Here is a 26,242-nt window from a genome sequence, read left to right as displayed (position 1 = left end):
CTGCGGCAAAGCCGGCCGTCCGACGGCGGTCAGGCGCCCGGGGAAACCAGCTCGCCGTCGTCGTCCTTAACCTCTGAGCCCTCCCGTACCTCTGGCGCTGCCCCCGCAGCGTGGACGCGGGCCTCGGCAGGAGCGGCAGGCAGGCCGGCGGCGAGCCGCTCGGCTTCTTCGCCGCCGACTGCCTCGCCGCGTGCCACCATACCCGCGGTGTCCGACAGCGGGATCTGCTTCAGCGTGACGGCCAGGAGCAGCGCCACGGCAATGAAGGGGAGCAGGTACCAGAACACCGGTGCCAGCGAATCGGCGTAGGCGTTCACGATGGCGTCACGCAGCTGCTCCGGGAGCTGGTTCAGGGCCTGCGGATCCAGGGTCCGGGTGGACTGCCCGGCCTGTTCGGCGGAGGCACCTGCACCGGTGAATGCGTTGGTGAGTGCTTCCGAAAGGCGGGTGGTGAAGATGGAGCCGAACACGGCCACGCCCATGGCTGCACCCACCTCGCGGAAGTAGTTGTTGGTGCTGGTGGCGGTGCCGATCTGGTCGGCCGGGACGGAGTTCTGCACCACCAGGACCACCACCTGCATGATCAGGCCCAAGCCTGCGCCGAAGAGGAACAGCTGGACGCAGATCACCCAGATGGGCGTGGCAGCGGTAAGGGTGGTCATCCACAGCATGGCGGCCATGGTGAGCGCGGCGCCCAGGATGGGGAACATCTTGTACTTGCCGGTCCTGGAGATCCGGATGCCCGAATAGATGGATGTGCCCATGAGGCCCGCCATCATCGGCAACATCAGCAGGCCGGATTCGGCAGCCGACGTGCCGGAGGACATCTGCAGGAAGGTGGGGACGAACGCGATGGCGGAGAACATGCCCAGGCCCAGGGTGAAACCGATGGCCGTGGCATTGATGAAGATCCGGTTGCGGAACAGGCCCAGGGGGATGATGGGATCCTCGGCGCGCCGCTCCACCATGACGAAGGCGGCAGCAGACACCAGCAGGCCGGCGCCAAAGGCCCAGGTCAGGGGCGAATCCCAGCCCTCGTCCTTCTTGCCGCCAAAGTCGGTGAAGAAGATCAGGCAGGTGGTGGCGGCGGACAGCAGCACAACGCCCAGGACGTCGATCCGCTTTTCGGCCTTCTTGTTGGGCAGTGTCAGGGCGAACCAGGCGATGGCGAACGCCGCGAGGCCCACCGGGATGTTGATGTAGAAGGCCCATTCCCAGGTGAGGTGGTCCACGAAGAAGCCGCCCAGCAGCGGGCCGGCCACGGCTGAGAGTCCGAAGATGGCGCCGAGGGGGCCCATGTACTTGCCGCGCTCCTTGGCGGGCACGATGTCGGCGATGATCGCCTGGGAAAGGATCATCAGGCCCCCGCCGCCCAGGCCCTGGATGGCGCGGAAGATGACAAAGCCCCAGAAATCGACGGCCAGTGCGCAGCCCACTGACGCCAGGGTGAAGAGCGCGATGGCCACCAGGAAGAGGTTGCGCCGGCCCAGGATGTCACCGAACTTGCCGTAGATGGGCATCACGATGGTGGTGGCCAGCAGGTAGGCCGTGGTGATCCACGCCTGGTGCTCCACGCCGCCCAGCTTGCCCACAATGGTGGGCATGGCCGTGGAGACGATGGTCTGGTCCAGGCTGGAGAGGAGCATGCCCGCAATCAGTGCGGAGAAGATGATCCAGATGCGTTTTTGCGTCAGCAGCAGGGGCCCTGCCGCTGTCCTGGTCGTGGCGGTACTCATGATTGTCCTTTTGCGGCGCTGGTGTCCGGGACGGCGTTGGTGCCCGGGATATCGAACGGTTGGGAAAAGAGGACGCTGGCTGCGGAAATGTTCTCCAGCAGCAGGTCCGGATAGCTGCGGGTGTTGCCGTCGGAGAAGTAGGCCATGCTGCTCTTGCGTGCGATGGTGCTGAGCAATACCACGGCCATCTGCACCACGGGGTGGTCCGGGGCCACTCCTTCGCGGCGGGCCACATCCCGGGCGAACTGGGCCTCCCGCTGCTCGGTCACACCGATGATCCGCAGGATGAGCTGCGGTTCCTTGTGGACTACGCCGATCAGCTGCCGGGTCTCCTCCTCGGAGGCTGACATGCCCTCTGCCAGGCGGAGTGAGAGCCTGACCAGGTCGCGGAAGAGGGTGGGGGAGATTTCGCCTGTGGGGGAATCGGCGCCGCCGGCAACGAACTCATCGATGACCCCTGCCGGGATGTCATCTTCCGAGTGGCCGATGATGGCATCTTCCTTGGTGGGGAAGTAATTGAAGAAGGTGCGGCGCGAAATGCCGGCGGCGGCGCACACTTCCTCCACGGTGTAGCCGTTGAGGCCGCGTTCAGCGGTCAGGGCCCGGGCCGTCGAAGTGATGGCGCTGCGGGTGGCTGCCCGTTTACGCCCGCGGAGACCAGACTCGGAAGTTGCACTCACATTCATAAAGTAAAGTTTTGCACTTGTAGAAGTTCAGTGCAACTTTGCCCAAGCCGGCCTCCGAGTTTTTGGACAGATACCAGGACTTGGGCTGCCTCGAAGTCCTCGTACGTGCCCAAAAACTCTCGGGGTAAAGAACGACGGCGGCCGCGCACCTTCGCTGGGAAGGTGGGCGACCGCCGTCGTACTTGTGCGGTTAGGGCAGGGTCTAAGCCTTGTGCGCCGGAGCCGTCATGGTGGTGACATCCAGCGCCTTCTCGAGGTTGGCCTCGGAAACCTGGCCCTCGCCGTCACCGACAAAGCCGAGCTTCTCGGTGGCCTGGCGGATGGTCAGGCCCTCCTTGACTGCAGTCTTGGCGATCTTGGCCGCGTTCTCGTACCCGATGTACTTGTTCAGCGGGGTGACGATGGAGGGGGAAGCCTCGGCCAGGAAGCGCGCGCGCTCCACGTTGGCGGTGATGCCGTCGATCATCTTGTCCGCCATGACCCGGCTGGTGTTGGCCAGCAGTCGGGTGGACTCGAGCAGGTTCGCTGCCATGACGGGGATGCCCACGTTGAGCTCGAAGGCGCCGTTGGTGCCGGACCAGGCGATGGCGGTGTCGTTGCCGATGACCTGGGCGGCAACCATGATGGACGCCTCGCAGATGACGGGGTTGACCTTGCCGGGCATGATCGAGGAGCCGGGCTGCAGGTCCGGGATGGCGATTTCGCCCAGGCCGGTGTTGGGGCCGGAGCCCATCCAGCGGAGGTCGTTGTTGATCTTCATGAACGAGATGGCGATGTTGCGCAGCTGGCTGGACGCTTCGATGAGGCCGTCGCGGTTGGCCTGGGCCTCGAAGTGGTCACGGGCCTCGGTCAGCGGGAGCCCGGTGTCGGTGGCCAGCAGCTCGATGACGCGCTCCGGGAAGCCGGCGGGGGTGTTGATGCCTGTGCCCACGGCGGTGCCGCCCAGCGGAACCTCGGCAACACGGGGGAGCGAGGCGTTGATGCGCTCGATGCCATAACGGACCTGCGCGGCGTAGCCGCCGAACTCCTGGCCCAGCGTCACCGGGGTGGCGTCCATGAGGTGGGTGCGGCCGGACTTCACCACGTCCTTGAATTCAGCGGCCTTGCGCTCCAGCGACTCTGCCAGGTAGCCCAGGGCGGGAATGAGGTCGTTGATCAGCGCGGAGGTGGCAGCCACGTGTACAGAGGTGGGGAACACGTCGTTGGAGGACTGCGAGGCATTGACGTGGTCGTTCGGGTGGACGACCTTGTCGCTGCCGGCGGCCTTCAGCGCACGCGTGGCCAGTTCGGCGATTACCTCGTTGGTGTTCATGTTCGAGGAGGTGCCGGAGCCGGTCTGGAAGACGTCGATGGGGAAGTCGCCGTCGTACTTGCCCGCAGCCACCTCATCGGCAGCGTCTGCAATCGCCTTGGCCAGCTCGCCGTCGAGCACGCCCAGTTCTGCGTTGGCCTGGGCGGCAGCCTTCTTGACCCGGGCCAGCGCCTCGATGTGGGTGCGTTCCAGGGTCTTGCCGGAAATAGGGAAGTTCTCCACTGCCCGCTGCGTCTGCGCGCGGTACAGTGCGTTCACGGGGACGCGGACTTCGCCCATCGTGTCATGTTCAATGCGGAACTCTTCAGTGGAAGTCATGGGGCTAGCTTATGGCGATCCGGCGCCCCATCGAAAACCGTTAAGGCAGCGGTGCCGGCGGCCCGCTGGACCGCCGGCACGTGGCTCCTAGAGCTCGCCGATTCCGTAAACCAGGTCCGCGCGGCCTTCTGCCAGGCGATAGGAAAGACCAACGACGGCGGTACGGCCGCCCTCGATTGCGTCGGAAATCACACGCGAGCTGTCCGCAAGGCGCTGCGACGTCTGCTTGACGTGCTCCACCACCATGTCATTGACCTCGGGCTGGTCGTTGCGCAGGGATGTCAGGACGGAGGGCGTGATGCGCTCCACGAGGTCGCGGATGAAGCCGGCGGGCATGTCGCCGGTCTCAACGGCCTCCTTGGTTGCTGTAACGGCGCCGCAGCTGTCGTGCCCAAGAATGACGATCAGCGGCACATTCAGCACCCCGACGCTGTACTCCAGGGAACCGAGGACGGCGTCGTCAATCACTTGGCCGGCCGTGCGGACCACGAAGACGTCGCCCAGGCCGACGTCGAAAATAATTTCCGCCGCGAGCCGCGAATCGGAGCAGCCGAAGATCACCGCGAAGGGGTTTTGGGTCTCCACCAGGGACGAGCGCCGCGAGGCGTTCTGGTTGGGGTGGGAGGACTCGCCGTTTACGAAACGTTCGTTGCCTTCGCGCAGGCGGCGCCAGGCCAGTGCAGGGGTCAGGTTAGTCGTCACGGCCCCACCTTACGGTGCAGGGGCAGCCGACGGTGAAACTGTGACGGCTGGGTTGCTTTCGAGGGCACTTACGACGGCGGCAGCCAGCGTTGCGAATTCGTCCAGTTGCGCCGCGCCGGAGAGGACAACGGTGCTGCCCCGGTAGTTCAGCACCATCGACTTTTCCCCCTTGCCGGTGTCCCGCAGTTCCCAGTCCTGGCCACCGGCGTTGCGGGTACCCGTGACGGGGGCGTTCCTGGTCTGCTGGAGGAGCCAGGTGGGGTTGGCACTCCGGGTCTGCACCAAAGCGATGAAGGACGTCTTGGGAGTCAGGTAGCCAACCTCCCAGGTGGGCACGCCGCTGCCGGTCCCTGCTTCCCACCGGGCGTAATTTGGCCGGAAGGCGTTGCCGGTGTCCGGGGCGACAGGTGTGAATCCCGCCACATCCGCCGCATTCCTTGCCACGGACGCCACGTCGATGTCCGGCCGGTAGCCCTCGTTCTTGGGCTGGGGATTCATGAGGACAACGGGCAGGAACGCAGCGATACTGAGCACCAGGGCAATGATCATGCCGATCACCGAGGCGTTGGCCCGCTTGGCGGCCGCCGCCGGAATGACGGGCTTAACCGGCGTGTCCGCACTGCTGCCGGCGGCGCCGGGGCGGCCATCGGGCTGTGCCTGGCCGGAGCTGGGGCTGGTGGCTTCCTGCATGTCATTCACCCCTCTATAGTCGCCCATCCCGGAGCCGGACTTCCATTCGGGCCTGGCCTGGCCTCCTCCGGCTCCTGCCGCGCACATTGCGCGGCCGCGTCATGGGACGGGCCGCCGCGCTCCGCCGCGACTATGATCGATAGCAGAGGAATCACCGTCCTGCTGCACCGGCGGGCGGGTTCAATGATCGCCACTCGAAGAAGAGGTTCACGTGTCACCAGCGTCCATGACCCAGAAGTACTCCACCATTTCGCCGTCCCTTGCGGTGGGCAACGACGAGCCGGACCGCAACCTCGCCCTCGAACTTGTCCGCGTCACCGAGGCCGCGGCCATTGCCGGCGGCCACTGGGTGGGCTTCGGCGACAAGAACACGGCAGACGGCGCCGCCGTCGACGCCATGCGTTCCTTCCTGCAGACCGTCCACTTCAACGGCGTGGTGGTGATCGGCGAGGGCGAAAAGGACGAAGCCCCCATGCTGTTCAACGGTGAACGCGTCGGTGACGGCACGGGACCGGAATGCGATGTGGCCGTTGACCCCATCGACGGTACGCGGCTGACCGCCCTGGGCATCAACAACGCCCTGGCCGTCCTGGCCGTTGCTGAGCGTGGCTCCATGTTCGATCCTTCCGCCGTGTTCTACATGGAAAAGCTCGTCACCGGTCCCGAGGCCGCGGACATGGTGGACCTGCGCCTGCCGGTGAAGCAGAACCTGCACCTGATCGCCAAGGCCAAGGGCGTGAAGGTCAACCAGCTCAACGTGATGATCCTTGACCGCGACCGGCACAAGCCGCTGGTGGAGGAAATCCGCGAGGCCGGTGCACGCACCAAGTTCATCATGGACGGCGACGTTGCCGGTGCCATCGCCGCGGCCCGCTCGGGCACCGGTGTGGATGCACTGATGGGCATCGGCGGCACCCCCGAGGGCATCGTGGCGGCCTGCGCCATCAAGTCCCTGGGCGGCGTGATCCAGGGCCGCCTGTGGCCCACCAGCGATGAAGAAAAACAGAAGGCCATCGACGCCGGCCACGACCTGGACAGGGTGCTTTCCACCAACGACCTGGTCTCCAGCGACAACTGCTACTTCGCCGCCACCGGCATCACCGACGGCGACCTGCTGAAGGGCGTGCGCTACTCCAAGGACAAGGTCCTCACCCAGTCCATCGTGATGCGCTCCAAGTCCGGCACCATCCGTTTTGTCGATGGCGAGCACCGCGCCGACAAGTGGGAAGGCTACGCCCGCAAGAGCTGATCTGCGGCCACTGCGGGAAGTCAGGGCCCCGGGGCGCCGCGTGCGCACCGGGGCTTTGGCGTTAACGCCTTGGTATAGGGTTTAAGCCATGATTCCTGCTGTTGTGCCCTGTACTGACCGCGCCCTTTGGGACGAAAACGTCGACCGGTTCCAGGGGCATCCGCAACAGCTGTGGGGCTGGGGCGAGACCAAGGCAATGCACGGCTGGTCCGTGGACAGGGTCCTGGTCAAGGCTGGTGAGGAAACCATTGGCTGCGCCCAGTTGCTGGTCCGCAGGCTCCCCGTCCCCTTCCGGGCGCTGGTCTATATTCCGCGCGGACCCATGTGCTCCGCGGAAAACGCCCAGGTGGTCCTGAACCGGCTGGCCGAGCACGCTGCCCTCCGCCACCGGGGCGTGGCCCTCAGCATCGAACCCGACTGGGACCGAGGCTCCGCCTTTGCCGGCGCCGTGGCCGCCGCAGGCTTCCGCGAGTCCGCCAACACCGTGCTCATCCCGCGCACCCTCATCCTTGACCTCACCCGGTCCGATGACGAACTGATGGCCGAGATGTCCAAGTCCACGCGGGCGAACATCCGCAAGGCCATGCGCAGCGACGTGGAATTCCGCAAGGTCAAGAACGAATCCGAGCTCGAACAGGTGCTGGCCATCTACCACGACACCGCGGAGCGGGCGGGCTTCGGTATCCACGAGGACCAGTACTACCGCGACATCTTCCGGAACCTCGGGGACGCCTCGCCGATCATTGCCGCGTTCGACGGCGAGCAGATGCTTGCCTTCACGTGGCTGTCACGCAGTGGCGCCACGGCGTTCGAGCTCTATGGCGGAGTTTCTGCCGAAGGCCAGAAGCAGCGCGTGAACTACGGCGTGAAGTGGGCGGCCCTGCAGTCCATGCGCGAGGACGGCTGCAGCCGGTACGACTTCAACGGCCTGCTCAACGATGGCATCTCCGACTTCAAAAAGCAGTTCGCCAAACACGAAAACATGCTGATGGGCACCTGGGACAAGCCGCTGTCACCGTTCTACACCGCGTATGCCACAGCCATGCCGCTGGCCCGTAAAGGCCTCCAGCAGGGGCGGCAGCTGCTCAAAACCGCAGCCGGACGGGTCCGGCCACTGATCCGGAAGCTGCGGCCGGCCAGCTGACTGAGCCAGGATAAGAGGGCGACGGCGGCACCCGCCTGGGTGCCGCCGTCGTCCTTTGTTGTTGCTGCCGGGCAGCTACAGGCCGGTGGTCACGGCGAAGGCCAACGCCGGCTCCGTGCTGCCTGCCGCCCTGTGGACGTTGATTGGGGCTTCCGCCGCGGCGATGAATGCGCTCCCGCCCCGTGACAGCGCCAGGTCTCCCTTGGGGGAGTCAAGGTAGACGTCACCCGCCACAACGATGACCACAGCCGGTCCGGTCTGGGCCAGCGGAACGGGTCCGGCGTCCGGTTCCAGCTCGATGCGCTGCAGCTGGAACTCCCGGAACGGCGGGCGGAAGAGTTCCTGGTCCATCACCGTCTTTTCGGCCCGCAGCATCGGCACAGCCACCGGGTGGAAGTCGATGGTGCGCAGGAGTTCGGGCACATCCACGTGCTTCGGCGTCAAGCCTCCGCGCAGGACGTTGTCCGAGGAGGCCATGACCTCCACGCCCAGCCCGTGCAGGTACGCGTGCACGTTCCCGGCAGGAAGGTAAACTGCCTCGCCGGGCTTCAGCGAGATCCTGTTCAGCAGCAGCGAAATCAGGACGCCCGGATCGCCGGGGTACTTTTCGTTGAGGCTGATGACGGTGCCCAGCTCGGCCTGGTACGGCTCAAGCGCAGCACCTGACACCAGGGCAGCCACCACCAGGGCCGTTTCCTCCGCCACGGCCTGGCCGCCCGCGATCAGCCGTTCGAAGGCCCGGCGGAGCCCCCCGCCCTCATCCGGGCCAGCGAGGTCTTCAAGAAGGGCGCGGAGCAGCTCCGGCGTCTGTCCGTCAGGGAAGGCATCGGCAATGTGCTGCAGGATCTTCCGGGTTTCCGTGGCGGGCCGGAACCCGCACAACGCCTCGAAAGGCGTGAGGGCGAAGATCATCTCCGGTTTGTGGTTGTCATCCTTGTAGTTCCGGTCTGGCGCATGGGGATCGATTCCGGCTTCGTTTTCCCGTGCGAACCCCGCCCGCGCCTGCTCCAGGCTGGGGTGGACCTGGAGGGAGAGCGGCTGGGCGGCCGCAAGGATCTTGGCCAGGAACGGCAGCCGGGGGCCAAATGCGGAGACGGATTCCGCGCCCAGGAAATGCTCCGGGTCAGAGGAGACCAGGGCGTCGAGCGGGCTCCGGGTCCCGTCCTCGGGCAGGTGCGCCACCGACGGGGAGTCAGGGTGTGCCCCGATCCACAGTTCGGCCTCCGGGCGCCCGGATTCGGGCCGGCCCAGCAGCGAGGCGATGGCGGTCGTTGAACCCCAGGCGTAGTCCCTGAGGACGTTCTCAATCTCGTACAAAACCGTTCCGTTCCTTGTTGGCTAGGCGCTGATGGGCGGGCGCTGTGAAGATGCGCTGGTGGGAGCTAGAGCGGGGCGCACTGTCCGTTGGTGGCAACGAGCTGGCGGATGGCCTCTTCGTCGCCCTCCAGCTTGAGCTGGTTCAGCATCTCTTCAGTGATCGGCTCGCCGTCGGGCGTCGTGGTCACGGGGGTGAAGTCCGACGGCGAGGGCTGCGGCGCCGCCTTGACGGCGGCAGGCAGCGTGGCGGGGGCGGCCCCTGCCGCCTGCACGTGACCGGCGCCTGCCTGTGGAACTGCCATGACGTCGTCAGGAATTCCGGCCGACTGGGGACCCTTGGCAGATGCCGATGCGAGCAGCTGGTCCACGCGCTCGTGGATTTGGTCAAAATCCGGATTGGTGGAGAACGCGGGGCCGAAGTCGGGCGGCCCGATGGTCAGCCGTTTGGCTTCCTTGCCCTTTGCCTTCATGGCCAGGTCCAGGAAGCTGCCAAGCTGGGATGAGGAAATGTTGGAATCGACCACTTTCGTTCCGGCGTCGGCGATGTCCTCAAACTTGGACAGCAGCGTGGCTGGATCGAGCTGCTTGAGCATGGCCTGCTGGACGCACTGCTGGCGCGCGATCCGGGCGTAATCATCCACGAATTCGCGCGACCGGCCGTACCACAGGGCGTGGTAGCCATCCAGGGTGTTGTCGCCGGCGGGTATCCAGCCCAGCGGCATTCCATGAATACCGTTGGCCTCGTCGATGGTCTCACCGCTGATGGGGACCCAGCCGCCTGCCTTGATCCGGATTCCGCCCATGGCGTCGATCAGTTTGGAGAACCCGTCCATGTCCACGAGGACGTAGGCCTGGATCTGCATGCCCAGCGATCCGGACACAGCTTCCATGGTTGCCTGTGCGCCGGGGTCTGCCACGCCGGGGTAGAGGTCCGTGTGCTCGTTGGTGACCTCGGTATTGATGGCATTGATGAGGCATTCATCGCCGCAGTTGTAGCCGTCAGGGTAGATCCTGCGCATGGGGGAGTCAGCACTGAACTGGGCGTTCTGGAAGTTCCGGGGGACGGAAATAATCGCTGTCTGGCCCGTCCGGGCGTCCACGCTGAGAACAGAGAGGCTGTCGGGACGGCGTCCGGTACGGTCGTCGCCGGCGTCGCCCCCCATCAGGAGGAAGTTGTAGCGTCCGTCCACGGGGTCTATCGCCGGGCCGGACGAGAAGATGTTCCCTATGGCGTTGCGGCCCACGTTCAGCAGGTAGGCGGCGTAGCCCAGGGAGCCGCTACCCACTACCAGCGCGAGCACCAGGGCAATGCCGACGGCGGGACGCACCCGGGGGGCCAGCAGCACGGGGCGGATAAGCCGGAGGGTGTTCAGGAAAAGGAAAGCCCAGCCGAGTGCCAGCGCAGCCAGCAGGACCACCAGCACCAGCGACGTGACAGGGTTGGTGACGATGGTGATGACCATGCTCCGGTTGAGCAGCAGCAGGACCACTGCCAGCAGCAGGACCGCCCACACACAGAGTGTTACGCGCAGGGCCGTCCGCCCCAGCTTCCGGTCGCCTGCCACGAGCTGGGCGCTGCCCGGTACCAGGAGCGTCAGCAGGATCAGGACGAATGCACGCTTCGTTCGGACCGAGGAGGAAGCACTGACCGGATAGCGGACCGGGTCCGTCAAGGACGGGCCGGAGCCGGTGTTGAGCGCGCTGCTGCTGGCCATGTCCGCCGCCCTAACGGCTGCCCCGGAGAGCGCTGGAGCCGCCGGGGAAGACTTCGCTGACCTTTTGCCGCAGGCTTGCGCCCTTGCGGGAAGCGACTGCGTTGAGGTCGGCGGCGAAGTCAAGGAGGTCCGCGCGCAGTGAAGAGGCAAATTCGTCAGTGCCGGAGGCAAGCATCCGCACGGCCAGGAGCCCGGCGTTGCGTGCCCCTGCGATGGAGACGGTGGCTACCGGCACGCCGGCGGGCATCTGGACGATGGACAGCAGCGAGTCCATTCCGTCCAGCGTCTTCAAGGGAACGGGAACGCCGATCACGGGCAGCGGCGTGACGCTGGCGAGCATGCCGGGCAGGTGGGCGGCACCGCCGGCGCCGGCAATGATTACCCGCAGGCCGCGTTCGTGGGCGGTCTGGCCATACCGGATCATCTCGGTGGGCATCCGGTGGGCTGAGACGACGTCCGCTTCAAAGGGGATGCCGAATTCAGCCAGGGCATCTGCCGCAGCCTCCATGACCGGCCAGTCCGAGTCGGAGCCCATGACCAGGCCAACCAGGGGACTGGCGCCGGTACCGGCGGTTGTGGGGGCTTCGGCGCTCATGCGTTCTCCTCGAATATTGCGGAAGGTTCGTCGGTGCCAACCCGGCCGTCACGGATGATGCCTGCCACGGCCGCGGCCCGGCGGCGCACCGAGCCGACCTCCCCGGTGGAATTCCCCACCAGGTTGACGTGGCCGATCTTACGTCCGGGCCGCACGGATTTGCCGTAGCAGTGGACCTTCGCGGCCGGCTCGGCGGCAAGCGCCATGGGGTAGGCGGAGTACAGGTCCTGGTTTTCCCCGCCCAGGAAGTTCTTCATGACAGTCACGGGTGCCAGCGCGTCGGTGGCGCCCAAAGGCAGGTTCAGGACGGCGCGGAGGTGTTGTTCAAACTGGCTGGTAATGGAACCGTCCTGCGTCCAGTGGCCGGTGTTGTGCGGCCGCATGGCCAGTTCGTTGATCAGGAATCCGGCCCCGCTGCCTGGGGTTTCGAAGAGTTCCACGGCAAGGACGCCGGTCACGTCCAGCTCGGCGGCGATGCGCAAGGCGGCATCCTCGGCAGCGGCAGCAACTTCCAGCGGAATGTCCATTGCGGGTGCAATCACTTCGTCACAGACACCGTCCACCTGGATGGTGTGGACCACCGGCCAGGCCCGGGCCTCGCCGTCGGGAGTGCGCGCCACGAGTGCGGAGAGTTCACGGGTGAACTCGACTTTTGCCTCAGCCAGCAGGGGACTCATGGCGTCGAACCAGTCTTCGGCCTCCGCGGCCTCCTCAGCCGAGGCCACGATCCTCACTCCCTTTCCGTCATATCCGCCGCGCGGGGTCTTCAGGACAACGGGCCAGCCGGTTTCGTCGCCAAAACGGACCAGCGCGGCAACGTCCGCCACCGACGCCCACGCGGGGTTGGGCAGTTCCAGCCGGTCGATGGCGGCACGCATGACCAGTTTGTCCTGGGCATGGACCAGTGCGTCCGGCCCGGGCTGGACGTTGACTCCGGCTTCCTGGAGGGCACGGAGGTGGTCCGTCGGCACATGCTCGTGGTCGAACGTCATCACGTCCAGGCCCTTGGAAAAGTCCAGGAGCGTCTGCAGGTCCTTGTAATCGCCCACGGGCGTGGCGGGCACGGCCGACACTGCGGAAACGTCATCACCCTCGGCGAGGACGCGGAGTTCAAAGCCGAGTGCTGTAGCGGCAGGGGCCATCATTCGCGCGAGCTGGCCGCCGCCAACCACGCCTATCACTGGAAAAGTCACATATGCCAGCCTACCGAAGACGGGCCGGATCCCGCTTTGACAGTCCGGCGGGGAAGCAGATTTTACGCCGTCGGGATACTGCGCTCCTGCTTGCGGAGGCCGGCTCAAAGCTTTGGGGGCTAAAATGGACCCTTGGCCGAGTGGCCCACAGTTCGGACGGCCATGGAGGGTCATGTTTAGCGCACTTGCAGATCGTATCCGGGGGCTCGCCTCACTTTTTTGGCGCGAGGTGGCCAAGTTCGGGGCTGTGGGCGGTGTGGCGTTCGTTATCGACAACGGCTTGACCTATTACCTGATGCACGGGCCCATGTCCGACAGCGAGGCAAAGGCCCGCTTTGTGGGTGCCACGATAGCTACGGTTTTCTCCTGGATTGCGAACCGCTTCTGGACTTTCCGGCACCGGCGCCAAGCCAACATACTCCGTGAGTTTGCGATGTTCGTGCTCATCAACGGCATCGGCATTGGGATTTCCACCGGTTTTACGGCATTGGCCAAGTACGGGCTGGGCATCGACAACAAGAACCTGCTGTTCCTCGCCGGCGTGGCCGGCATCCTGGTTGCCACAGTGGTCCGCTTCTTCGCGTACCGCTTCCTGGTGTTCAACCAGGAACTGGACCAGGAGCCGGAATTCTCCCACGACCACGAGATTCTCGAAGCACACCCCCACAAGGAGCACGCACGGGCTGCTGAACGTCCGGCATCCGCTCCCGCAGACGGCGGCCCCAAGGCCTAGGTTGCGCGGCTGCTAGCTGCCGTGGATGCGTTCGTCCGCGAGCAGTTTGCCGGTAAGCGCCACGTCCGGGTGGGTCAGCACCACGGAGCCGTCCTGCTGCCAGGCTCCCAGCGCGTTGGCCAACGCGGATTCCAGTCCCTTATCCGCAGGTATATGCAGCCTGGCGCCTTCCGTATGCGGCAGGGCGAAACCGCTGATCAGCTCCCTGTGCCGGATAATGCGCCCCTCCTGCGTGCGGACCGCGCAGGCTGACGGATCCGGATCGGAATGCGGCATAAACACGTCCCCGTGTGACCGCACGTCCGCCGCGTAGTCAAAGCAGCCGGCGGGGAGCTCCCCGGTCCAGCGCATGGCCAGGGCCGGCAGAGCAACTGCAATGACGGCGTCGTGCTGTTCCACGGCGCCTGCGGGATCATCAGTGGCCAGGAAGTCCGCCGGACCGCCGTCGAGCACGGTCTCCAGGCCAACCTGCCAGCCGGCCAGTGCCCAGACCAGGGCTTTCCAGTGGGCCGGAAGCGCAAGCCGCAGCCGCATGCCCGGCTCCGCATCCAGTTCGTCCTGCAGCAGGTTGCTGGTCTTGGCCACCCAGTTGTCCAGGACCCGTCCCGACAGTTCCACCCGCTCGGAATCGGGCCCGTACCAGGTCAGGCGGGGTGCTGTGGAGTTGCCGGAGCGAAGGCTGCCCAGCAGGTCGGTTACGGGGATAGTCGTCATGGCTTCATCCTGCCACTTCCGGCGGTCCGCTGGTCATCCGCGTGCCTGGACGCCGTGATGGGAGGGGAGTGCTGGAGTGATGTTAATCACGGGCGTTGCTAAGTGTGCTTGCTATTTGCGGGGAGACGGGGTATTTTCCCCGTCAGCTCACAGGATTGACGGGTTTTTTGCCGTTCGGTCCCCACCCGTCGGGCACGCCACGCCCGGGCGGTGAAAAATCCCGGGCGTGGCGTGCGCAAAGTTCGCCGCTTCGACTGTCTATTATTCCGGCGACGGCTTGACTCACCCTAGTTACACACGTGTAATTAGGTAACTAAAGCAATTGCGTAAATACCGGCACACAACCGAGTGTCCATGTATCCAGGCAGTGGCTGAAACATCAGGAGGGTCGCCGTGGGGCAAGCAGAGCGTATCCAGGAAGATGCCGTCGTGGCCGGCCAGGCAACGGCAAAGTACCGTGCGCGGGGAGTGCCAAGCGATTGGTACGTGGATCCCGCCGATCCTGATGCTGCAGAGCGGTACAACAGGAATTCCAGCAGCATCCTTGAGGACCAGGCCACCGCGTTCCTTGCGGCGCACGAAGCCCTCCTCGACGGCGGTGCGGAACCGGAAGACGATCTTGATCCGCCAATGGAACTGGCTTCGCCCGGTACTGCCCAGCCGGTATGGATCGGGCTGCCGCTCCAGCAGGATTTCGACGACGAGGGCGAGCTGGGCTGGCAGACGGACGCTTTGTGTGCCCAGACGGATCCCGAAGCTTTTTTCCCGGAAAAGGGCGGCTCCACCCGCGATGCCAAGAAGGTCTGCGGTGCCTGCAATGTCAGGTCGCAGTGCCTGGAGTATGCGCTGGCCAACGACGAACGGTTCGGCATCTGGGGAGGCCTTTCCGAGCGTGAGCGCCGGCGGCTAAGGAAGCGAGCAATCTAATTCTTCAGAATGTCCATGTCACTGCCGTTGTGGTCGCCCACAACGGCAGTGCCTATCTGCCCAGAACCCTTTCGGCACTCGCGGCCCAAACGCGGCCGGTTGACCGAGCCATCGGCGTCGACACGGGGTCCCGCGACGACTCCTATGGTCTCCTGCGGGAAGCCCTGGGTGAGGCCGGCGTGGCCAGCCACCCACGGGGCAAGGGCGGCATGGGCGCCGCCGTCTCCGCCGCCCTCGAAGCGCTGGTGCCCTTCCATGGAACCGCCGGCGGTGCCGGCACGGAGTGGATCTGGCTGCTGCACGACGACGCCGCGCCGGCACCGGAGGCCCTGGCCGAACTCCTTGGTGCCGTGGAGCGCGCCCCTTCGGTAACCGTCGCCGGCTGCAAGCAACTGGACTGGCATTCGCCCCGGAAACTGATGGATGTGGGGCTTTCCACCAGCCGGTGGGCCGAGCGCCTTACCCTGATCGATGCTGATGAGGTGGACCAGGGCCAGTACGACGGCCGCACTGATACCTTTGCCGTCAATTCCGCAGGCATGCTTGTCCGCCGGGACATTTGGGAACACCTGGGCGGTTTCGACCCCGCCCTGCCCGGCAGCGGCGACGACGTCGACTTCTGCTGGCGGAACCGCCTGGCAGGCCACCGCGTGGTGGTTGTCCCCGCGGCCCGGATGTTCCACGTGGCGCACCGGCCGCACGCCCTGGGAAATCCCTCCGCAGCCCGTAAGGCCCAGGTCCACCTGCGCCTGAAGCACAGCCCGCTCTGGATGGTGCCCGTCCACGGCATTGGTGCTCTGCTTGGCAGCCTTTTCAAGCTGGTCCTCAGCATCGTCGTCAAGGATCCCGGCCACGGCATTTCGCAGCTTCTTGCCACCTGCGCCGCGCTGGGCCGGCCCGGGGCCGTGGCGAGGGCCCGGCGGGCAGCCAAACGCACGCGGCGCATCCGCCGGTCGGTGATCCGCAAGCTCCAAACGCCCCGCCGCGAGGTGTGGAGCCACCGCAGGTCATTAATGGAGGCGCTGGGATCCGACGGATCAGGGGCTGATCACCTCGTACAGGATCCGCTCGCGCACCAGCCCACCGGCGATGCCGCGGACGACTTTGCCGCCCTGGCCACCAGTAAACGCGGCTGGGTGGGCAATGGTGCCCTGGCCGCCGTCATCATTGCGGCAGTGGCCTCGCTCCTGGCCCTGGCCGGGCTGTTCCGCGCCCCAGCCGTGGCCGGTGGCGCCCTGATTCCCGTCTCCGCCAACCTGGGGGACATCTGGCACAACGCCTCCAGCTGGTGGGTCAGCCTGGGAACGGGACTACCCGGCCGCGGCGATCCCTTTGACTATGTCCTCTGGATCGTCGGCGTCTTCGGGGGAGGTGACGCCAACCCGGCCATGGCATGGCTGCTCCTGCTCGGCGCCCCGCTCTCCGGACTTACCGCGTGGTTCGCGGCGGGCGGGTTGACTGTGCGCCGCCGGCTCCGCTTTGTGGCGGCCGTTTTCTGGGCTGCCGCGCCGGCACTCCAGGCCGCTCTGAACCAGGGCCGCGCCGGTGCATTGATCGCGCACATCATGCTGCCGCTGGTGGTCCTGGGCCTGCTGCGGGCTACCGGCTCGGCGGTGGGCCACGGGCGCTTCAGCCCCTCGCCGGCACCGGAGTACGGCTTCGCTGACATGCCCGCGGCCAAGGCCGGCATCAACGGGGTGCCATCGTGGACGGCGTCCGCAGCTGCCGGCCTGGCACTGGCGGTCACAGTTGCGTCGGCGCCCTCCCTGCTCGTCCCGGCAACTGTCGTCATCGTACTCTGCGGCCTCCTGCTGGGACGGCGAGGGCGGACGGTGTGGTGGGCGCTGTTGCCCAGCGCCGCCCTTTTCATCCCATTCGCGCTGTCCACGATGGACAGGCCGAGGGCGCTGCTGGCCGACCCCGGACTCCCACTGGCGTTTGACGCCGCCCCGCTGTGGCAGCAAGTCCTGGGCCAGCCACTGTCATTCGACCCTGCCGGCGGCCTCCAAGGGCTGGCGGCATTTCCAGGCGGTACGGTGCCATGGGCCCTGCTCCTGGCACTGCTCATCGCGGGGCCCGTGCTGGTCCTTGCCGTGGTGGGTCTCTTCAGCACGGGGCACCGGGCGCGGACTGCCGGATGGTTCTGGATTGCCGCCCTTATCGTACTGGTGGGCGGCTGGCTGGCCGGCCACGTTGCCACGGGCCTGAACGCGGACGTCATGGTGACGCCTTTCACCGGGCCGGCAGTGTCCGCCGCGTCCTTCGCCCTACTTGCGGCGGCACTCCTCGGAGCCGAGCAGCTGCTGTCCGCTGCGCAGCGCGCTTCCGGTGCCGGCACGAAGCCCAGGACGGCAGGCCGCGCCGGTTTGGCGCTGTGCCTGGTAGTACTGCTGGCAGGGCCGCTGGCCGGCATGGCAGCCTGGTCCGCGCAGAACCTGCTGCGTCCGGCCGCAACCGGTGCCGCACCGGCAGCAACGCCGGGAGACGCGCCCGCAGCGGCTGCTTCCGCCACCGGGGGAGCCCTGGGCGCCCCGCGGCTGGTGGAGGCCGCCACCGGGCAGTCCCTTCCGGCCACCGCCATCGACCGGGGGACCGGGCCGGAACAGACACGAACGCTCCTGCTCAGCACCGAAGACGACGGCACCTTCAAGGCGGCGCTGATGCGCGGGAGCGGCACCACGCTGGACAGCCTCTCGGCCATCGCCTCCGCGCGGAACATCATCGGCGCTCCGGGCGCGGAAGAGGTGCGCGACGACGACGACGTCACCGCCGCTGTCCGCCGCGTCGTGGCCACCCTGGTCGCCGGTCAGGGTGTGGACCCGCGCACGGAGCTCGAACAACTCGGGGTCGGATTTGTGGTGCTGCGCTCCGCCGACACCGCAGCGCAGCTGACCGCCAGCCGGATGGATGCAGTTCCCGGCCTGGTGGCCGTGGGACAGACCGACGTCGGGTGGCTGTGGCGCATCAGCCCGCTGAGCCAGCCGGCCGTCCAGGCCGCCGATGTTGCCCACCGCGTCCGGATCGTCGATTCCCGCGGTGAGGCCACGGCCCTGGTGGGCTCCGGGACTGCTGATGTCGACGCCGCTGTCCCGGCAGGTGCCGAAGGCCGGTTGGTGGTCCTTGCCGAGCGCGCTGATCCGGGCTGGAGTGCCTGGCTCGACGGGCGGAAGCTGACCTCCACCACCTCCGGCTGGTCCCAGGCGTTCACCCTTCCGGCGTCGGGCGGGCAATTGACGGTCCGCTACGAAAACCCCTGGTCGTTCTGGGCTGCCGCCACCCAGATCACGGTGATTGGGCTGACAGTGATTCTTGCAATTCCCATGCCTGCCCGACGGCCGCGGACCGGCATCTCACGTGACGAGGGCTCCCTGCGTAAGGAACACCAACATGCATGAGCACACCCCGCCGGCCAAGGCGCCGGCTGATGCCGATACGCCGGCTTCAGGCAAAACATCGGTTGCAGGCGGCAAGCAGGCGCCGGCCGAAGAGCCTGCACCGGCCCGGACCGGGACCGGCGAAGGCAGGAATGGGTCCGGCCGCGGCGCCACCAGGTTGCCGGGGGGAAAGGGCCGTGCAGCATCTGTGGCCGGAGTGGCGGCCGGCGTTCTTATCCTTGCCGGCGGCGGAGCCGTGGTAGCAGCCGGATCGCTGATGGCCGGCCCTGCAAGCAGCCGGACTGTCCCGGCGGCCGAAGCCGCTGTTCCCGCAGGAGCCAGCCTCGGCGTCTGCCCTGGCCCTGCGCGGCTGCTCGAGGGCACCGACGCCGGCACCGATGCCCAGTTCCGGCCCGAATCCGCCACGGCGGCAACCAGGGTCAGTGCCGCCGTGCTCAGCGCGGGAGGTGTCCTGCCGGCGAGCCGGCTGGCACGACTGGACGGAACGGCCGCTGTCGAAATCGCCAAGGATCCGGGCCCGGCGCCTACGGCAGGAGCCCCCCAGGAGCTCCTTGCCGGAGTGGTGGCCGACCAGGCGGTGGACCGGGTGAACGTCCTCAGTGCCAACGCCTTGTCAAACCAGAATGCAGCGGCCGCCGGCGCCATGAAATACACCGCCAGGGACGGCGACCTGCAGGGCAGTGCTGCGGCTGCCTGCGGGCAACCCTCGAACGACCAGTGGCTGACCGGTGCCAGCACCACTATTGGCCGCACTTCCGTGCTCGCGCTGACCAATGCCTCGAGCACACCCGCTACCGTGAGCCTTGAGCTGTTTGGTGCCGGCGGGCAAATCCAGGCGCCGGGCAGCCGCGGACTGCTGGTGGCCCCCGGCACCACGCGCAGTGTAGTCCTCGCCGGGCTGGCGCCCAACGAATCCCACCTCACCGTGCATGTCCGCAGCGCAGGTGGCCCGGTGGCGGCCTCCATCCAGCAAAGCGTCCTGCGCGGCCTCACCCCTGGTGGCGTGGATTTCATTAGCGCCGGGACTGCCCCCGCCGTGCGCCAGGTAATGACGGGAGTGGACATCCAGGACCCCGCCGGGGTCGCAGCCCTGACAGCGCAGCCCGGATACGGGGACGCCGGGCCCGCCCTCGAGCTGACCGTTCCCGGCGCGTCCGACGCCGTGGTGGAGATCAAGCTGTACGGACGGGACGGCCAGCATGCGCTTCCGTCAGGAGGCGTGATCACCGCAAAAGCCGGTTCAACCACTGAGGTATCCCTGGCCGGGGTTCCTGCCGGCCAGTACACAGTGGCAGCCTCATCCGACGTTTCCTTCGTGGCGGCTGCTCGCTTGAGCCGCGGACTCCAGGCGGGGCAGCCCTCGGATGTGGCGTGGGCGGCATCCGCCGTACGGCTCGGCAGCCAGCACGTGGTTCCCGTCCCGAAGGGCGGCCTTCGCCAGCTGGTGTTCGGGGCCCTGGACGCCCGGGCCACCATCACGTATGCACCCATCACGGCCGATGGAAAGGTGCGGGCAGCTGCCACCGCGGACATCGCCGGGGGAACAACCGCCTCCATCACCGTTCCGGAGCAGGCCGAAGGTGCCGACGTCGTGGGCTACGTGGTGTCAGCAGCAGGCGACGCCGCCTATGGGGCGGTGCTCGTGGGGCAGGACGGCCGCAACGACGTCTCGTCCCTGGCTTTCCTGGCTGCCGCCGCCGGCCGCGAAACGGTCCCGGTCACCCTGGGCTACTGAGGGTTCCAGGCTGCCGGTATCAGTAGCGGCGGCGGTAGACGGGATCCAGAGTCTCCGGCGCCACGCCGAGCATTTCCGCGGTGTGTTCCACCACCACATCGTGGACCAGGTCCTGGAGCTCGTCCACGCTGGAGCATGCCTGCTCCACAACCCGCCGGTACACCGTGATCATCGGCCCGTCCTCTCCGGCGGCGGGGGTGTAGGAGCCCATGGGCGCCGTGGATGCATTGGCGGCCAGCTGCTCGAGGTCCGGCGGGATTTCGTCCACGCCAAACCGTACGCCGTCCAGGGTTTTGCCCCAGATGTCGTGCAGCCGCTGGGCCGAGTCCAGCACCATGTCGTCGAAGCGGTCGGCGCGGGTCCGGTAGCCGGGGTGCGTGGGCAGCATTACTTCGCCACGAAGGCCTCGCCCGTGGCGGTTCCGGCGCCGCCTGAAGAAGTTCCTGCCGGCGGTCTCCATGCCCGTTGCCGCGGGGGCATCCGGGCCAGCCAACCGGACCGAAAAACTTGATTCATGGTTCGATGACTGCATACATCGACTGTAAACCCGGGGGAGGATTTCCGCGATACATTCCCGCTGCCGCAAAGACGCGTCGGACGGGGCGGCAATGCGCAGTTAATGCGGCGGCAAGGGGTAGTCTGTGATGTCGTGGGAGCTATCCGTCAGTGTTCAAGGTCTGCCTGCCGCCAGTCGGCGGTAGCCACCCTGACGTACGTGTATGCAGACTCCACCGCAGTCCTGGGGCCGCTGGCCACCTACGCGGAACCGCACTGCTACGACCTCTGCGAGCAGCATGCTGGTTCCTTGACGGTTCCCCGCGGCTGGGAGGTGCTGCGCCTGGCCATGCCGTCCACTCCCCAGCAGCCGGGGCCCGATGACCTGCTGGCACTGGCCAATGCCGTGCGCGATGCCGCCGCCCTTCCGCCGGAGTCGCAGGCGCCCGCCCAGCGCGCCCCGCACTCCGCCCTTGAAGCTCCGGCAGGCATCGAAGGCGCACGTCGGGGACACCTGCGGGTCCTTCGGGAACCTTCCTGACCTCCATCTGGCGGTAGGCTGGAAGCTGCACATCTTTTCCGCTACCGGCGCGAGCGCGCCCGCCAGGGAGCATGAACAAATGCCAAAGATCAGTCCCGAGCTGTTGTCCGTCCTGCGTTGCCCCGTGACCGGCTCGCCGCTGGTCCAGGAGGGGGAAGAGCTGGTGGCCACCGAGGCCGGGAATACGGGCATCAGGAACCGGTACGCCATCGAGGACGGGATCCCCCTGCTGCTGCCTCCGGAACTGCTTGCTGCAGCAGCCGCGGCCGGTTCGGACCAGCATGATCCGGCCGCGGCAGGGCACTAGTTCATCTGCATCCGCCCGCACAGAAAAAGCAGAACGGGGACTGGACCAGGACCCGGACCAAGCAAAGGACCACCCATGACTTTTGACTACAAAGTTGCCGACATCTCCCTGGCGGAAGCCGGCCGGCACCAGATCCGCCTGGCGGAGCACGAGATGCCCGGCCTGATGTCCCTCCGCAAGGAGTTCGGGCCCACCCAACCGCTCAAGGGTGCCCGGATTGCCGGTTCCCTGCACATGACGGTGCAGACCGCGGTGCTGATCGAGACCCTCACCGCGCTGGGCGCCGAAGTCCGCTGGGCCTCCTGCAACATCTTCTCCACCCAGGATGAGGCCGCGGCGGCCGTGGTGGTGGGCAAGGGCACTGTTGAAGACCCGCAGGGCGTACCCGTGTTCGCGTGGAAGGGCGAGACCCTGGAGGAATACTGGTGGACCGCCGAGCAGATCCTCACCTGGCCCGGCGCCGAGTCCAACCCCGAGCTGGGTCCCAACATGATCCTGGACGACGGCGGCGACGCCACCATGCTGGTCCACAAGGGTGTCGAGTTCGAGGCCGTGGGCAACGTCCCCTCCGCCGGTCCCGAAGATTCCGAAGAATACGGCATCTTCCTGGACGTGCTGCGCCGCTCCCTTGCCGCCGACCCGCAGAAATGGACCCGGATGGCAGCCACCATCAAGGGCGTCAGTGAGGAGACCACCACCGGTGTCCACCGCCTGTACCAGCTGGCAGACCAGGGCAAGCTCCTCTTCCCGGCCATCAACGTCAACGACTCCGTAACCAAGAGCAAGTTCGACAACAAGTACGGCATCCGCCACTCCCTTCCCGATGGCATTAACCGGGCCACTGATGTGCTCATGGGCGGCAAGGTCGCCGTCGTTTGCGGTTACGGCGACGTCGGCAAGGGCGCGGCGGAAGCGCTGCGCGGCCAGGGCTCGCGCGTCATCGTCACCGAAATTGATCCCATCTGTGCGCTGCAGGCGGCCATGGACGGCTACCAGGTGGCAAAACTGGAATCAGTCCTGGCGCAGGGCGACATCTTCATCACCACCACAGGCAACAAGGACGTCATCATGGCCGGGCACATGACCGGCATGAAGAACAAAGCCATCGTGGGCAACATCGGCCACTTCGACAACGAAATCGACATCGCGGGCCTGGCCCGCATCCCCGGCGTCAAGCGGGTCGAAATCAAGCCGCAGGTCCATGAATGGGTCTTTGATGAAGGCACCGGCGCAGAGCGCTCCATCATCGTTCTGTCCGAAGGCCGGCTGCTCAACCTCGGCAACGCCACGGGCCACCCGTCCTTCGTCATGAGCAACTCGTTCGCAAACCAGACCATTGCGCAGATCGAGCTGTGGACCAAGCAGGACCAGCACGAGTACGAGAACAAGGTCTACGTGCTGCCCAAGGTCCTGGGACGAAAAGGTGGCCCGGCTGCACCTGGACGCCCTGGGCGTTGAACTCACGGAACTGACCAAGGACCAGGCAGAATACCTGGACATCGACGTCGCCGGTCCGTACAAGCCCGAGCATTATCGTTACTGAGACGTAAGGGCCCGGGCGCAGTCGAGCGCCCGGGCCGTTATTTTCTGCACTTAGGATCGAAAACATGGACCCTGATGTAAAGCCCCGTCGCCGGGGGACTGCCAAGAAAATCCTTGCCGTGGCTGCCGTCTGTGTCCTGGCTGCCGTAGGCGGGGTTTTCGCCGCCGTCGCACCGGGCCTCGCAGGCGGACCCCTTGAATCCGAAGCAGGCTCCGCACTGCGGACCTCGCCAGGCATCGCTTCCCCCGTTGTGCCGCCGGTGACTTTTGACCCGGCACCCGCGAACGGTGCCAAGCAGGTGAACCCCGCTGCTCCGGTGTCCCTGAAAGTGGGCAACGGAACCATCCAGCGTGTCACCCTCGCCAGCACGGCGGGGAAGACCATCGACGGCAGCATCGACGCCAGCGGGACGGCGTGGTCCGCCACCGGGCCGCTGGAATTCAACACCGAGTACAGCTACACCTACGTGGTCAAGGATTCTGCAGGACGCGAGACCAGCACAACGCAGTCCTTCGACACGGTGTCGAGTTCACACGAGGCCGACGCCGCCGTTTACCCGCTCAACGGCATGAAGGTTGGCGTGGGACAGCCCCTGCAGATCATCTTCAGCGAGCCCGTGACAAACCGGGCCGCTGTGGAAAAGGCCATCAAGATCAGCACCACGGCAGGACAAACCGGAGCGTTCCACTGGTACAGCGACACCATGGTCCGGTACCGCCCGGAGAACTTCTGGGCAGCGAACTCCACCGTCACCATGGACATGCAGCTCTTCGGCGTTGACCTGGGCAACGGCCAGATCGCAAACGTCAACAAGAAGGTGAACGTCTCCATCGGAGACAAGAAGGTGGCCGTTGCCGACGCCACTGCCCACACCTTCACGCTCAGTGTCAACGACCAGCCCGTCAAGACCCTGCCCGTCAGCATGGGGGATAAGCGCTTCCCCTCTGCAAAGGGATACGGGGTGCTGATGGAGAAGAACCGGTTCGACCACTTTAGGGCGGCAAGCATCGGCCTGAAGCCGGATGACCCCGCCTACTACGGTGAGGTTGACGTCGAATACACCATCCGCCTTACCCTGAGCGGGGCCTACATCCACCAGGCACTTGAGTCGGCCTATCCGTTCATCGGGAACGCCAACGTGTCCCACGGCTGCATCGGTTTCCTGCCCGACGGGGCGGCATGGGTTTTCGACAACATGGGAACAGGCGACGTGGTCCAGATCATCAACACCGAGGGCGACTATGCGGCGAACACGGACGGGTTCGGCGACTGGAACATCCCGTGGGGCGAGTACGACAACTAGGTCAGTTGCCGAACGGCAGCCGCTGCAGCCGTTGCCCCGTTTCGGTGTTCCGCCTGCGTGACTGCGACAGCCTGGTGAATTCCCGGTTCCGCCGTTCAGCTACGACGGCGGCAAGGTAGTCATCGGGCCCCGTCCCCGGCGGCGGGGGCGGGGCGACGTGGGCGGACAGTTCCGCGGCGATTGCCTCCGCCATGCCTGCCCTGGACAGCGGGGCCATCCGGCCGGCCTGTCGGATGAACTGGGCAGCCCTGCGGGCCGTGGCGTCGGGGATGCGTCCGATGTCCGCCGCCGCGGCCCACCACTGCAGGTGGGGCGGGACAGAAACCCGGATGGCCTCTTCGGCAGGAACCCGGCTGCGTACAGCGTAGGTTCCGGCGAGCAGGTCGCCGAGCCGCCTGGACTTGTCGTTGAAGAGCGCCACGGCAAGGGCAAGCCCGCCGAATGTCAGATAGATCTCCAGGAACCCGGTGAGTCCGCGGATCACTGCGTGCCGGAACCGGATGGCGCCGCCGTCCTCGCGGAGCACCCTCAGGCCCGTGGCCGCCTTGCCGAGCGACCGGCCCCGGGTCAGTGTCTCCACGCCTACCGGCACCACCACCAGGCAGAAGACGACGGCGGCCAGGCCAAGGGCCCGGGTTGCTGCCTCATCGAGGTCCGCACCGGCGGCCGACAGGCCAATCATGATCAGCACGAGAAGGACCACCTGGACGACGACGTCGATGACCAGGCCCAGGGCCCGGGCTGCGAAGCTCGCGGGCCGGAGTTCGAGGACTACTGCCTCGCCGGTGATTATCGGACTCACACTGCGTCCCTGCCCTTCGCAGCCGGTGATGCGGACTTAATTGGTGCAGACCGTCAAAGTCTACTGTGGGCGCTAGGCTGTAGCCGTGGACATGGATGCCTTCGCCGCCGTCAACGCGGACAAGTGGGCTCGCCTGCAGGAGCTTGCCGGCAAAGGCAGGCTCACGGGTGCCGAGGCCGACGAATTGCTGGCGCTGTACCAGTCCACGTCCGGCCACTTGTCGCTGGTCCGCTCGGTGGCTCCGGAAAGCGGCCTCTCCGCCTCCCTCTCCGCCACGCTGGCCCTGGCCCGGACGCGCTTTACCGGCGCCCGCTCAAACGCGCTGGCGGACCTGGCCAGGTTCTTCGTGATAGCCCTGCCGGCAGCCCTGTACCGGCTGACCTGGCTGACCCTGGCATGCGGTACGGCTTTCGTGCTCATCGCTGCGGCATACGCCGCCTGGATCGGGACGTCCCCCGACGCACTTCGGGCCGTCGCTTCCGAAGCCGCGGCCGCCCAGTACGTGAATGAGGACTTTATCAACTACTACTCCGAGAACCCTGCAGCGTCCTTTGCCGGTGCAGTGTGGACCAACAACGCCTGGATCAGCGCGCAGGCCGTGGCGCTGGGGATCACCGGGGTCTGGGTTCCGATGATCCTGTTCAGCAATGCCCAGGGAGTGGGCATCGCCGCCGGCATCTTCGCGTCCGCCGGCAAATCCGACGTCTTCTTCAGCTACATCCTGCCGCACGGGCTGATGGAGCTCACCGCCGTCTTTGTTGCCTCCGCCGCGGGCCTGCGGATTTTCTGGGCATTGGTCTCACCGGGGCCACGGACGCGGGGCCGAGCGGTGGCGGCGGAAGGCCGCTCGCTGATCACGGTGGCACTGGGGCTCGTTGTGGTGCTGTTCGTCTCGGGCCTGGTGGAAGGGTTCGTCACCCCCAGTCCGCTGCCGGCCTGGGCCAGGATCGGCATTGGGGCGGCGGTTCTGGCCGCGTACTGGATTTACGTACTGGTGTGGGGCAGGCGGGCTTACCTTGCCGGGGAGCGCGGGGACGTCCGCCGCGAAGATGCCGGCTACACCGAAATCGCTGCCTGAATCGTTGTAATC

Annotated in this window: 22 protein-coding genes and 1 pseudogene; 11 read left to right on the top strand and 12 right to left on the bottom strand. The window is 66.6% G+C overall.

The window, feature by feature from the left end; genetic code table 11:
• Positions 1-29: 29 nt before the first annotated feature.
• The 5 genes from QFZ57_RS18570 to QFZ57_RS18550 all read right to left on the bottom strand — a co-directional run bounded on the left by QFZ57_RS18570 (position 30) and on the right by QFZ57_RS18550 (position 5,444).
• Positions 30-1,736, bottom strand: a complete 1,707-nt coding sequence (locus QFZ57_RS18570) for an MDR family MFS transporter (RefSeq protein WP_306901257.1) — start codon at positions 1,734-1,736, stop codon at positions 30-32.
• Positions 1,733-2,422, bottom strand: coding sequence for a TetR/AcrR family transcriptional regulator (locus tag QFZ57_RS18565; protein WP_306901256.1), 690 nt, complete (start codon positions 2,420-2,422; stop codon positions 1,733-1,735). The genes QFZ57_RS18570 and QFZ57_RS18565 overlap by 4 nt, the downstream gene beginning before the upstream one ends.
• 202 nt (positions 2,423-2,624) lie before the next feature.
• Entirely contained in the window at positions 2,625-4,052 is a 1,428-nt protein-coding gene (locus QFZ57_RS18560; protein ID WP_306901254.1) for a class II fumarate hydratase, read from the bottom strand.
• A gap of 87 nt (positions 4,053-4,139) precedes the next feature.
• Entirely contained in the window at positions 4,140-4,754 is a 615-nt protein-coding gene (locus QFZ57_RS18555; protein ID WP_306631947.1) for a carbonic anhydrase, read from the bottom strand.
• 9 nt (positions 4,755-4,763) lie between these two features.
• Complete coding sequence (locus QFZ57_RS18550; RefSeq protein ID WP_306901629.1) at positions 4,764-5,444, bottom strand: DUF4245 domain-containing protein; 681 nt, start codon at positions 5,442-5,444, stop codon at positions 4,764-4,766.
• A gap of 226 nt (positions 5,445-5,670) precedes the next feature.
• Here QFZ57_RS18550 and glpX point away from each other — a divergent pair, with 226 nt between their 5' ends.
• The gene (gene glpX / locus QFZ57_RS18545) at positions 5,671-6,693 is read left to right on the top strand and encodes a class II fructose-bisphosphatase (RefSeq protein WP_306632571.1); all 1,023 of its coding nucleotides are present in this window, start codon (positions 5,671-5,673) and stop codon (positions 6,691-6,693) included.
• An 88-nt stretch (positions 6,694-6,781) separates the two neighbouring features.
• Positions 6,782-7,837: a lipid II:glycine glycyltransferase FemX gene (locus QFZ57_RS18540; protein WP_306631946.1), complete on the top strand. Its 1,056-nt coding sequence runs from the start codon at positions 6,782-6,784 to the stop codon at positions 7,835-7,837.
• A 75-nt stretch (positions 7,838-7,912) separates the two neighbouring features.
• Here QFZ57_RS18540 and manA read toward each other — a convergent pair whose 3' ends face one another.
• From manA to QFZ57_RS18520, 4 genes are all read right to left on the bottom strand, one after another.
• Positions 7,913-9,154 carry a mannose-6-phosphate isomerase, class I gene (gene manA / locus QFZ57_RS18535; RefSeq protein ID WP_306631945.1) on the bottom strand — a complete coding sequence of 414 codons (1,242 nt, stop codon included), beginning with the start codon at positions 9,152-9,154 and terminating at the stop codon, positions 7,913-7,915.
• Positions 9,155-9,219: 65 nt separating this feature from the next.
• Positions 9,220-10,869, bottom strand: a complete 1,650-nt coding sequence (locus QFZ57_RS18530) for an LCP family protein (protein ID WP_306901253.1) — start codon at positions 10,867-10,869, stop codon at positions 9,220-9,222.
• 10 nt (positions 10,870-10,879) lie between these two features.
• The gene (purE, locus tag QFZ57_RS18525; RefSeq protein WP_306631943.1) at positions 10,880-11,464 is read right to left on the bottom strand and encodes a 5-(carboxyamino)imidazole ribonucleotide mutase; all 585 of its coding nucleotides are present in this window, start codon (positions 11,462-11,464) and stop codon (positions 10,880-10,882) included.
• A complete protein-coding gene (locus tag QFZ57_RS18520) occupies positions 11,461-12,657 on the bottom strand; it encodes a 5-(carboxyamino)imidazole ribonucleotide synthase (RefSeq protein ID WP_306901250.1) in 1,197 nt (398 codons plus the stop codon). Before QFZ57_RS18520 ends, purE begins: the two co-directional genes overlap by 4 nt.
• A gap of 172 nt (positions 12,658-12,829) precedes the next feature.
• On the opposite strand from QFZ57_RS18520, the gene QFZ57_RS18515 reads away from it, so the two are divergent.
• Positions 12,830-13,390: a GtrA family protein gene (locus QFZ57_RS18515; RefSeq protein WP_306631941.1), complete on the top strand. Its 561-nt coding sequence runs from the start codon at positions 12,830-12,832 to the stop codon at positions 13,388-13,390.
• Between the two features lie 12 nt (positions 13,391-13,402).
• Here QFZ57_RS18515 and QFZ57_RS18510 read toward each other — a convergent pair whose 3' ends face one another.
• On the bottom strand, positions 13,403-14,104 hold the full coding sequence (locus QFZ57_RS18510; protein WP_306631940.1) for a TIGR03089 family protein: 702 nt from the start codon (positions 14,102-14,104) through the stop codon (positions 13,403-13,405).
• Between the two features lie 393 nt (positions 14,105-14,497).
• Here QFZ57_RS18510 and QFZ57_RS18505 point away from each other — a divergent pair, with 393 nt between their 5' ends.
• The 3 genes from QFZ57_RS18505 to QFZ57_RS18495 are packed head-to-tail and all read left to right on the top strand — an operon-like array spanning position 14,498 to position 20,161.
• A complete protein-coding gene (locus QFZ57_RS18505; RefSeq protein ID WP_306901248.1) occupies positions 14,498-15,031 on the top strand; it encodes a WhiB family transcriptional regulator in 534 nt (177 codons plus the stop codon).
• Between the two features lie 29 nt (positions 15,032-15,060).
• Positions 15,061-18,426, top strand: coding sequence for a glycosyltransferase (locus QFZ57_RS18500; protein ID WP_373461281.1), 3,366 nt, complete (start codon positions 15,061-15,063; stop codon positions 18,424-18,426).
• A complete protein-coding gene (locus QFZ57_RS18495; protein ID WP_306901247.1) occupies positions 18,419-20,161 on the top strand; it encodes a DUF5719 family protein in 1,743 nt (580 codons plus the stop codon). The genes QFZ57_RS18500 and QFZ57_RS18495 overlap by 8 nt, the downstream gene beginning before the upstream one ends.
• Before the next feature lie 19 nt (positions 20,162-20,180).
• On the opposite strand, the gene QFZ57_RS18490 is transcribed toward QFZ57_RS18495, so the two are convergent.
• Positions 20,181-20,693 (bottom strand): metallopeptidase family protein, encoded by a 513-nt coding sequence (locus QFZ57_RS18490; protein WP_306901245.1) that lies wholly within the window; start codon positions 20,691-20,693, stop codon positions 20,181-20,183.
• 117 nt (positions 20,694-20,810) lie between these two features.
• On the opposite strand from QFZ57_RS18490, the gene QFZ57_RS18485 reads away from it, so the two are divergent.
• The 4 genes and pseudogenes from QFZ57_RS18485 to QFZ57_RS18470 all read left to right on the top strand — a co-directional run bounded on the left by QFZ57_RS18485 (position 20,811) and on the right by QFZ57_RS18470 (position 24,350).
• The gene (locus QFZ57_RS18485; RefSeq protein ID WP_306631937.1) at positions 20,811-21,197 is read left to right on the top strand and encodes a DUF3499 domain-containing protein; all 387 of its coding nucleotides are present in this window, start codon (positions 20,811-20,813) and stop codon (positions 21,195-21,197) included.
• A 79-nt stretch (positions 21,198-21,276) separates the two neighbouring features.
• Positions 21,277-21,504 (top strand): Trm112 family protein, encoded by a 228-nt coding sequence (locus QFZ57_RS18480; RefSeq protein WP_306901244.1) that lies wholly within the window; start codon positions 21,277-21,279, stop codon positions 21,502-21,504.
• 75 nt (positions 21,505-21,579) lie between these two features.
• Positions 21,580-23,047, top strand: a pseudogene (ahcY, locus tag QFZ57_RS18475) (adenosylhomocysteinase).
• A 64-nt stretch (positions 23,048-23,111) separates the two neighbouring features.
• Positions 23,112-24,350, top strand: a complete 1,239-nt coding sequence (locus QFZ57_RS18470) for a L,D-transpeptidase (protein ID WP_306901242.1) — start codon at positions 23,112-23,114, stop codon at positions 24,348-24,350.
• A gap of 1 nt (position 24,351) precedes the next feature.
• On the opposite strand, the gene QFZ57_RS18465 is transcribed toward QFZ57_RS18470, so the two are convergent.
• Positions 24,352-25,152, bottom strand: coding sequence for an RDD family protein (locus QFZ57_RS18465; RefSeq protein ID WP_306901240.1), 801 nt, complete (start codon positions 25,150-25,152; stop codon positions 24,352-24,354).
• A gap of 85 nt (positions 25,153-25,237) precedes the next feature.
• Here QFZ57_RS18465 and QFZ57_RS18460 point away from each other — a divergent pair, with 85 nt between their 5' ends.
• Positions 25,238-26,230, top strand: a complete 993-nt coding sequence (locus QFZ57_RS18460; protein ID WP_306901238.1) for a stage II sporulation protein M — start codon at positions 25,238-25,240, stop codon at positions 26,228-26,230.
• Positions 26,231-26,242 lie beyond the last annotated feature (12 nt).

This window comes from Arthrobacter sp. B1I2 (genome assembly GCF_030816485.1).
GTDB lineage: Bacteria > Actinomycetota > Actinomycetes > Actinomycetales > Micrococcaceae > Arthrobacter.
This window is presented reverse-complemented; position numbering and strand designations above follow the sequence as displayed.

Bases quoted from the DNA above. Each gene is read 5' to 3' on its own strand.
- purE (WP_306631943.1), bottom strand. From the start codon at position 11,464: ATGAGCGCCGAAGCCCCCACAACCGCCGGTACCGGCGCCAGTCCCCTG.
- QFZ57_RS18570 (WP_306901257.1), bottom strand. From the start codon at position 1,736: ATGAGTACCGCCACGACCAGGACAGCGGCAGGGCCCCTGCTGCTGACG.
- QFZ57_RS18540 (WP_306631946.1), top strand. From the start codon at position 6,782: ATGATTCCTGCTGTTGTGCCCTGTACTGACCGCGCCCTTTGGGACGAA.
- QFZ57_RS18470 (WP_306901242.1), top strand. From the start codon at position 23,112: ATGGACCCTGATGTAAAGCCCCGTCGCCGGGGGACTGCCAAGAAAATC.
- QFZ57_RS18490 (WP_306901245.1), bottom strand. From the start codon at position 20,693: ATGCAGTCATCGAACCATGAATCAAGTTTTTCGGTCCGGTTGGCTGGC.
- QFZ57_RS18560 (WP_306901254.1), bottom strand. From the start codon at position 4,052: ATGACTTCCACTGAAGAGTTCCGCATTGAACATGACACGATGGGCGAA.
- QFZ57_RS18565 (WP_306901256.1), bottom strand. From the start codon at position 2,422: ATGAATGTGAGTGCAACTTCCGAGTCTGGTCTCCGCGGGCGTAAACGG.
- QFZ57_RS18530 (WP_306901253.1), bottom strand. From the start codon at position 10,869: ATGGCCAGCAGCAGCGCGCTCAACACCGGCTCCGGCCCGTCCTTGACG.
- QFZ57_RS18510 (WP_306631940.1), bottom strand. From the start codon at position 14,104: ATGACGACTATCCCCGTAACCGACCTGCTGGGCAGCCTTCGCTCCGGC.
- QFZ57_RS18480 (WP_306901244.1), top strand. From the start codon at position 21,277: ATGCCAAAGATCAGTCCCGAGCTGTTGTCCGTCCTGCGTTGCCCCGTG.
- QFZ57_RS18515 (WP_306631941.1), top strand. From the start codon at position 12,830: ATGTTTAGCGCACTTGCAGATCGTATCCGGGGGCTCGCCTCACTTTTT.
- glpX (WP_306632571.1), top strand. From the start codon at position 5,671: ATGACCCAGAAGTACTCCACCATTTCGCCGTCCCTTGCGGTGGGCAAC.
- QFZ57_RS18495 (WP_306901247.1), top strand. From the start codon at position 18,419: ATGCATGAGCACACCCCGCCGGCCAAGGCGCCGGCTGATGCCGATACG.
- QFZ57_RS18550 (WP_306901629.1), bottom strand. From the start codon at position 5,444: ATGCAGGAAGCCACCAGCCCCAGCTCCGGCCAGGCACAGCCCGATGGC.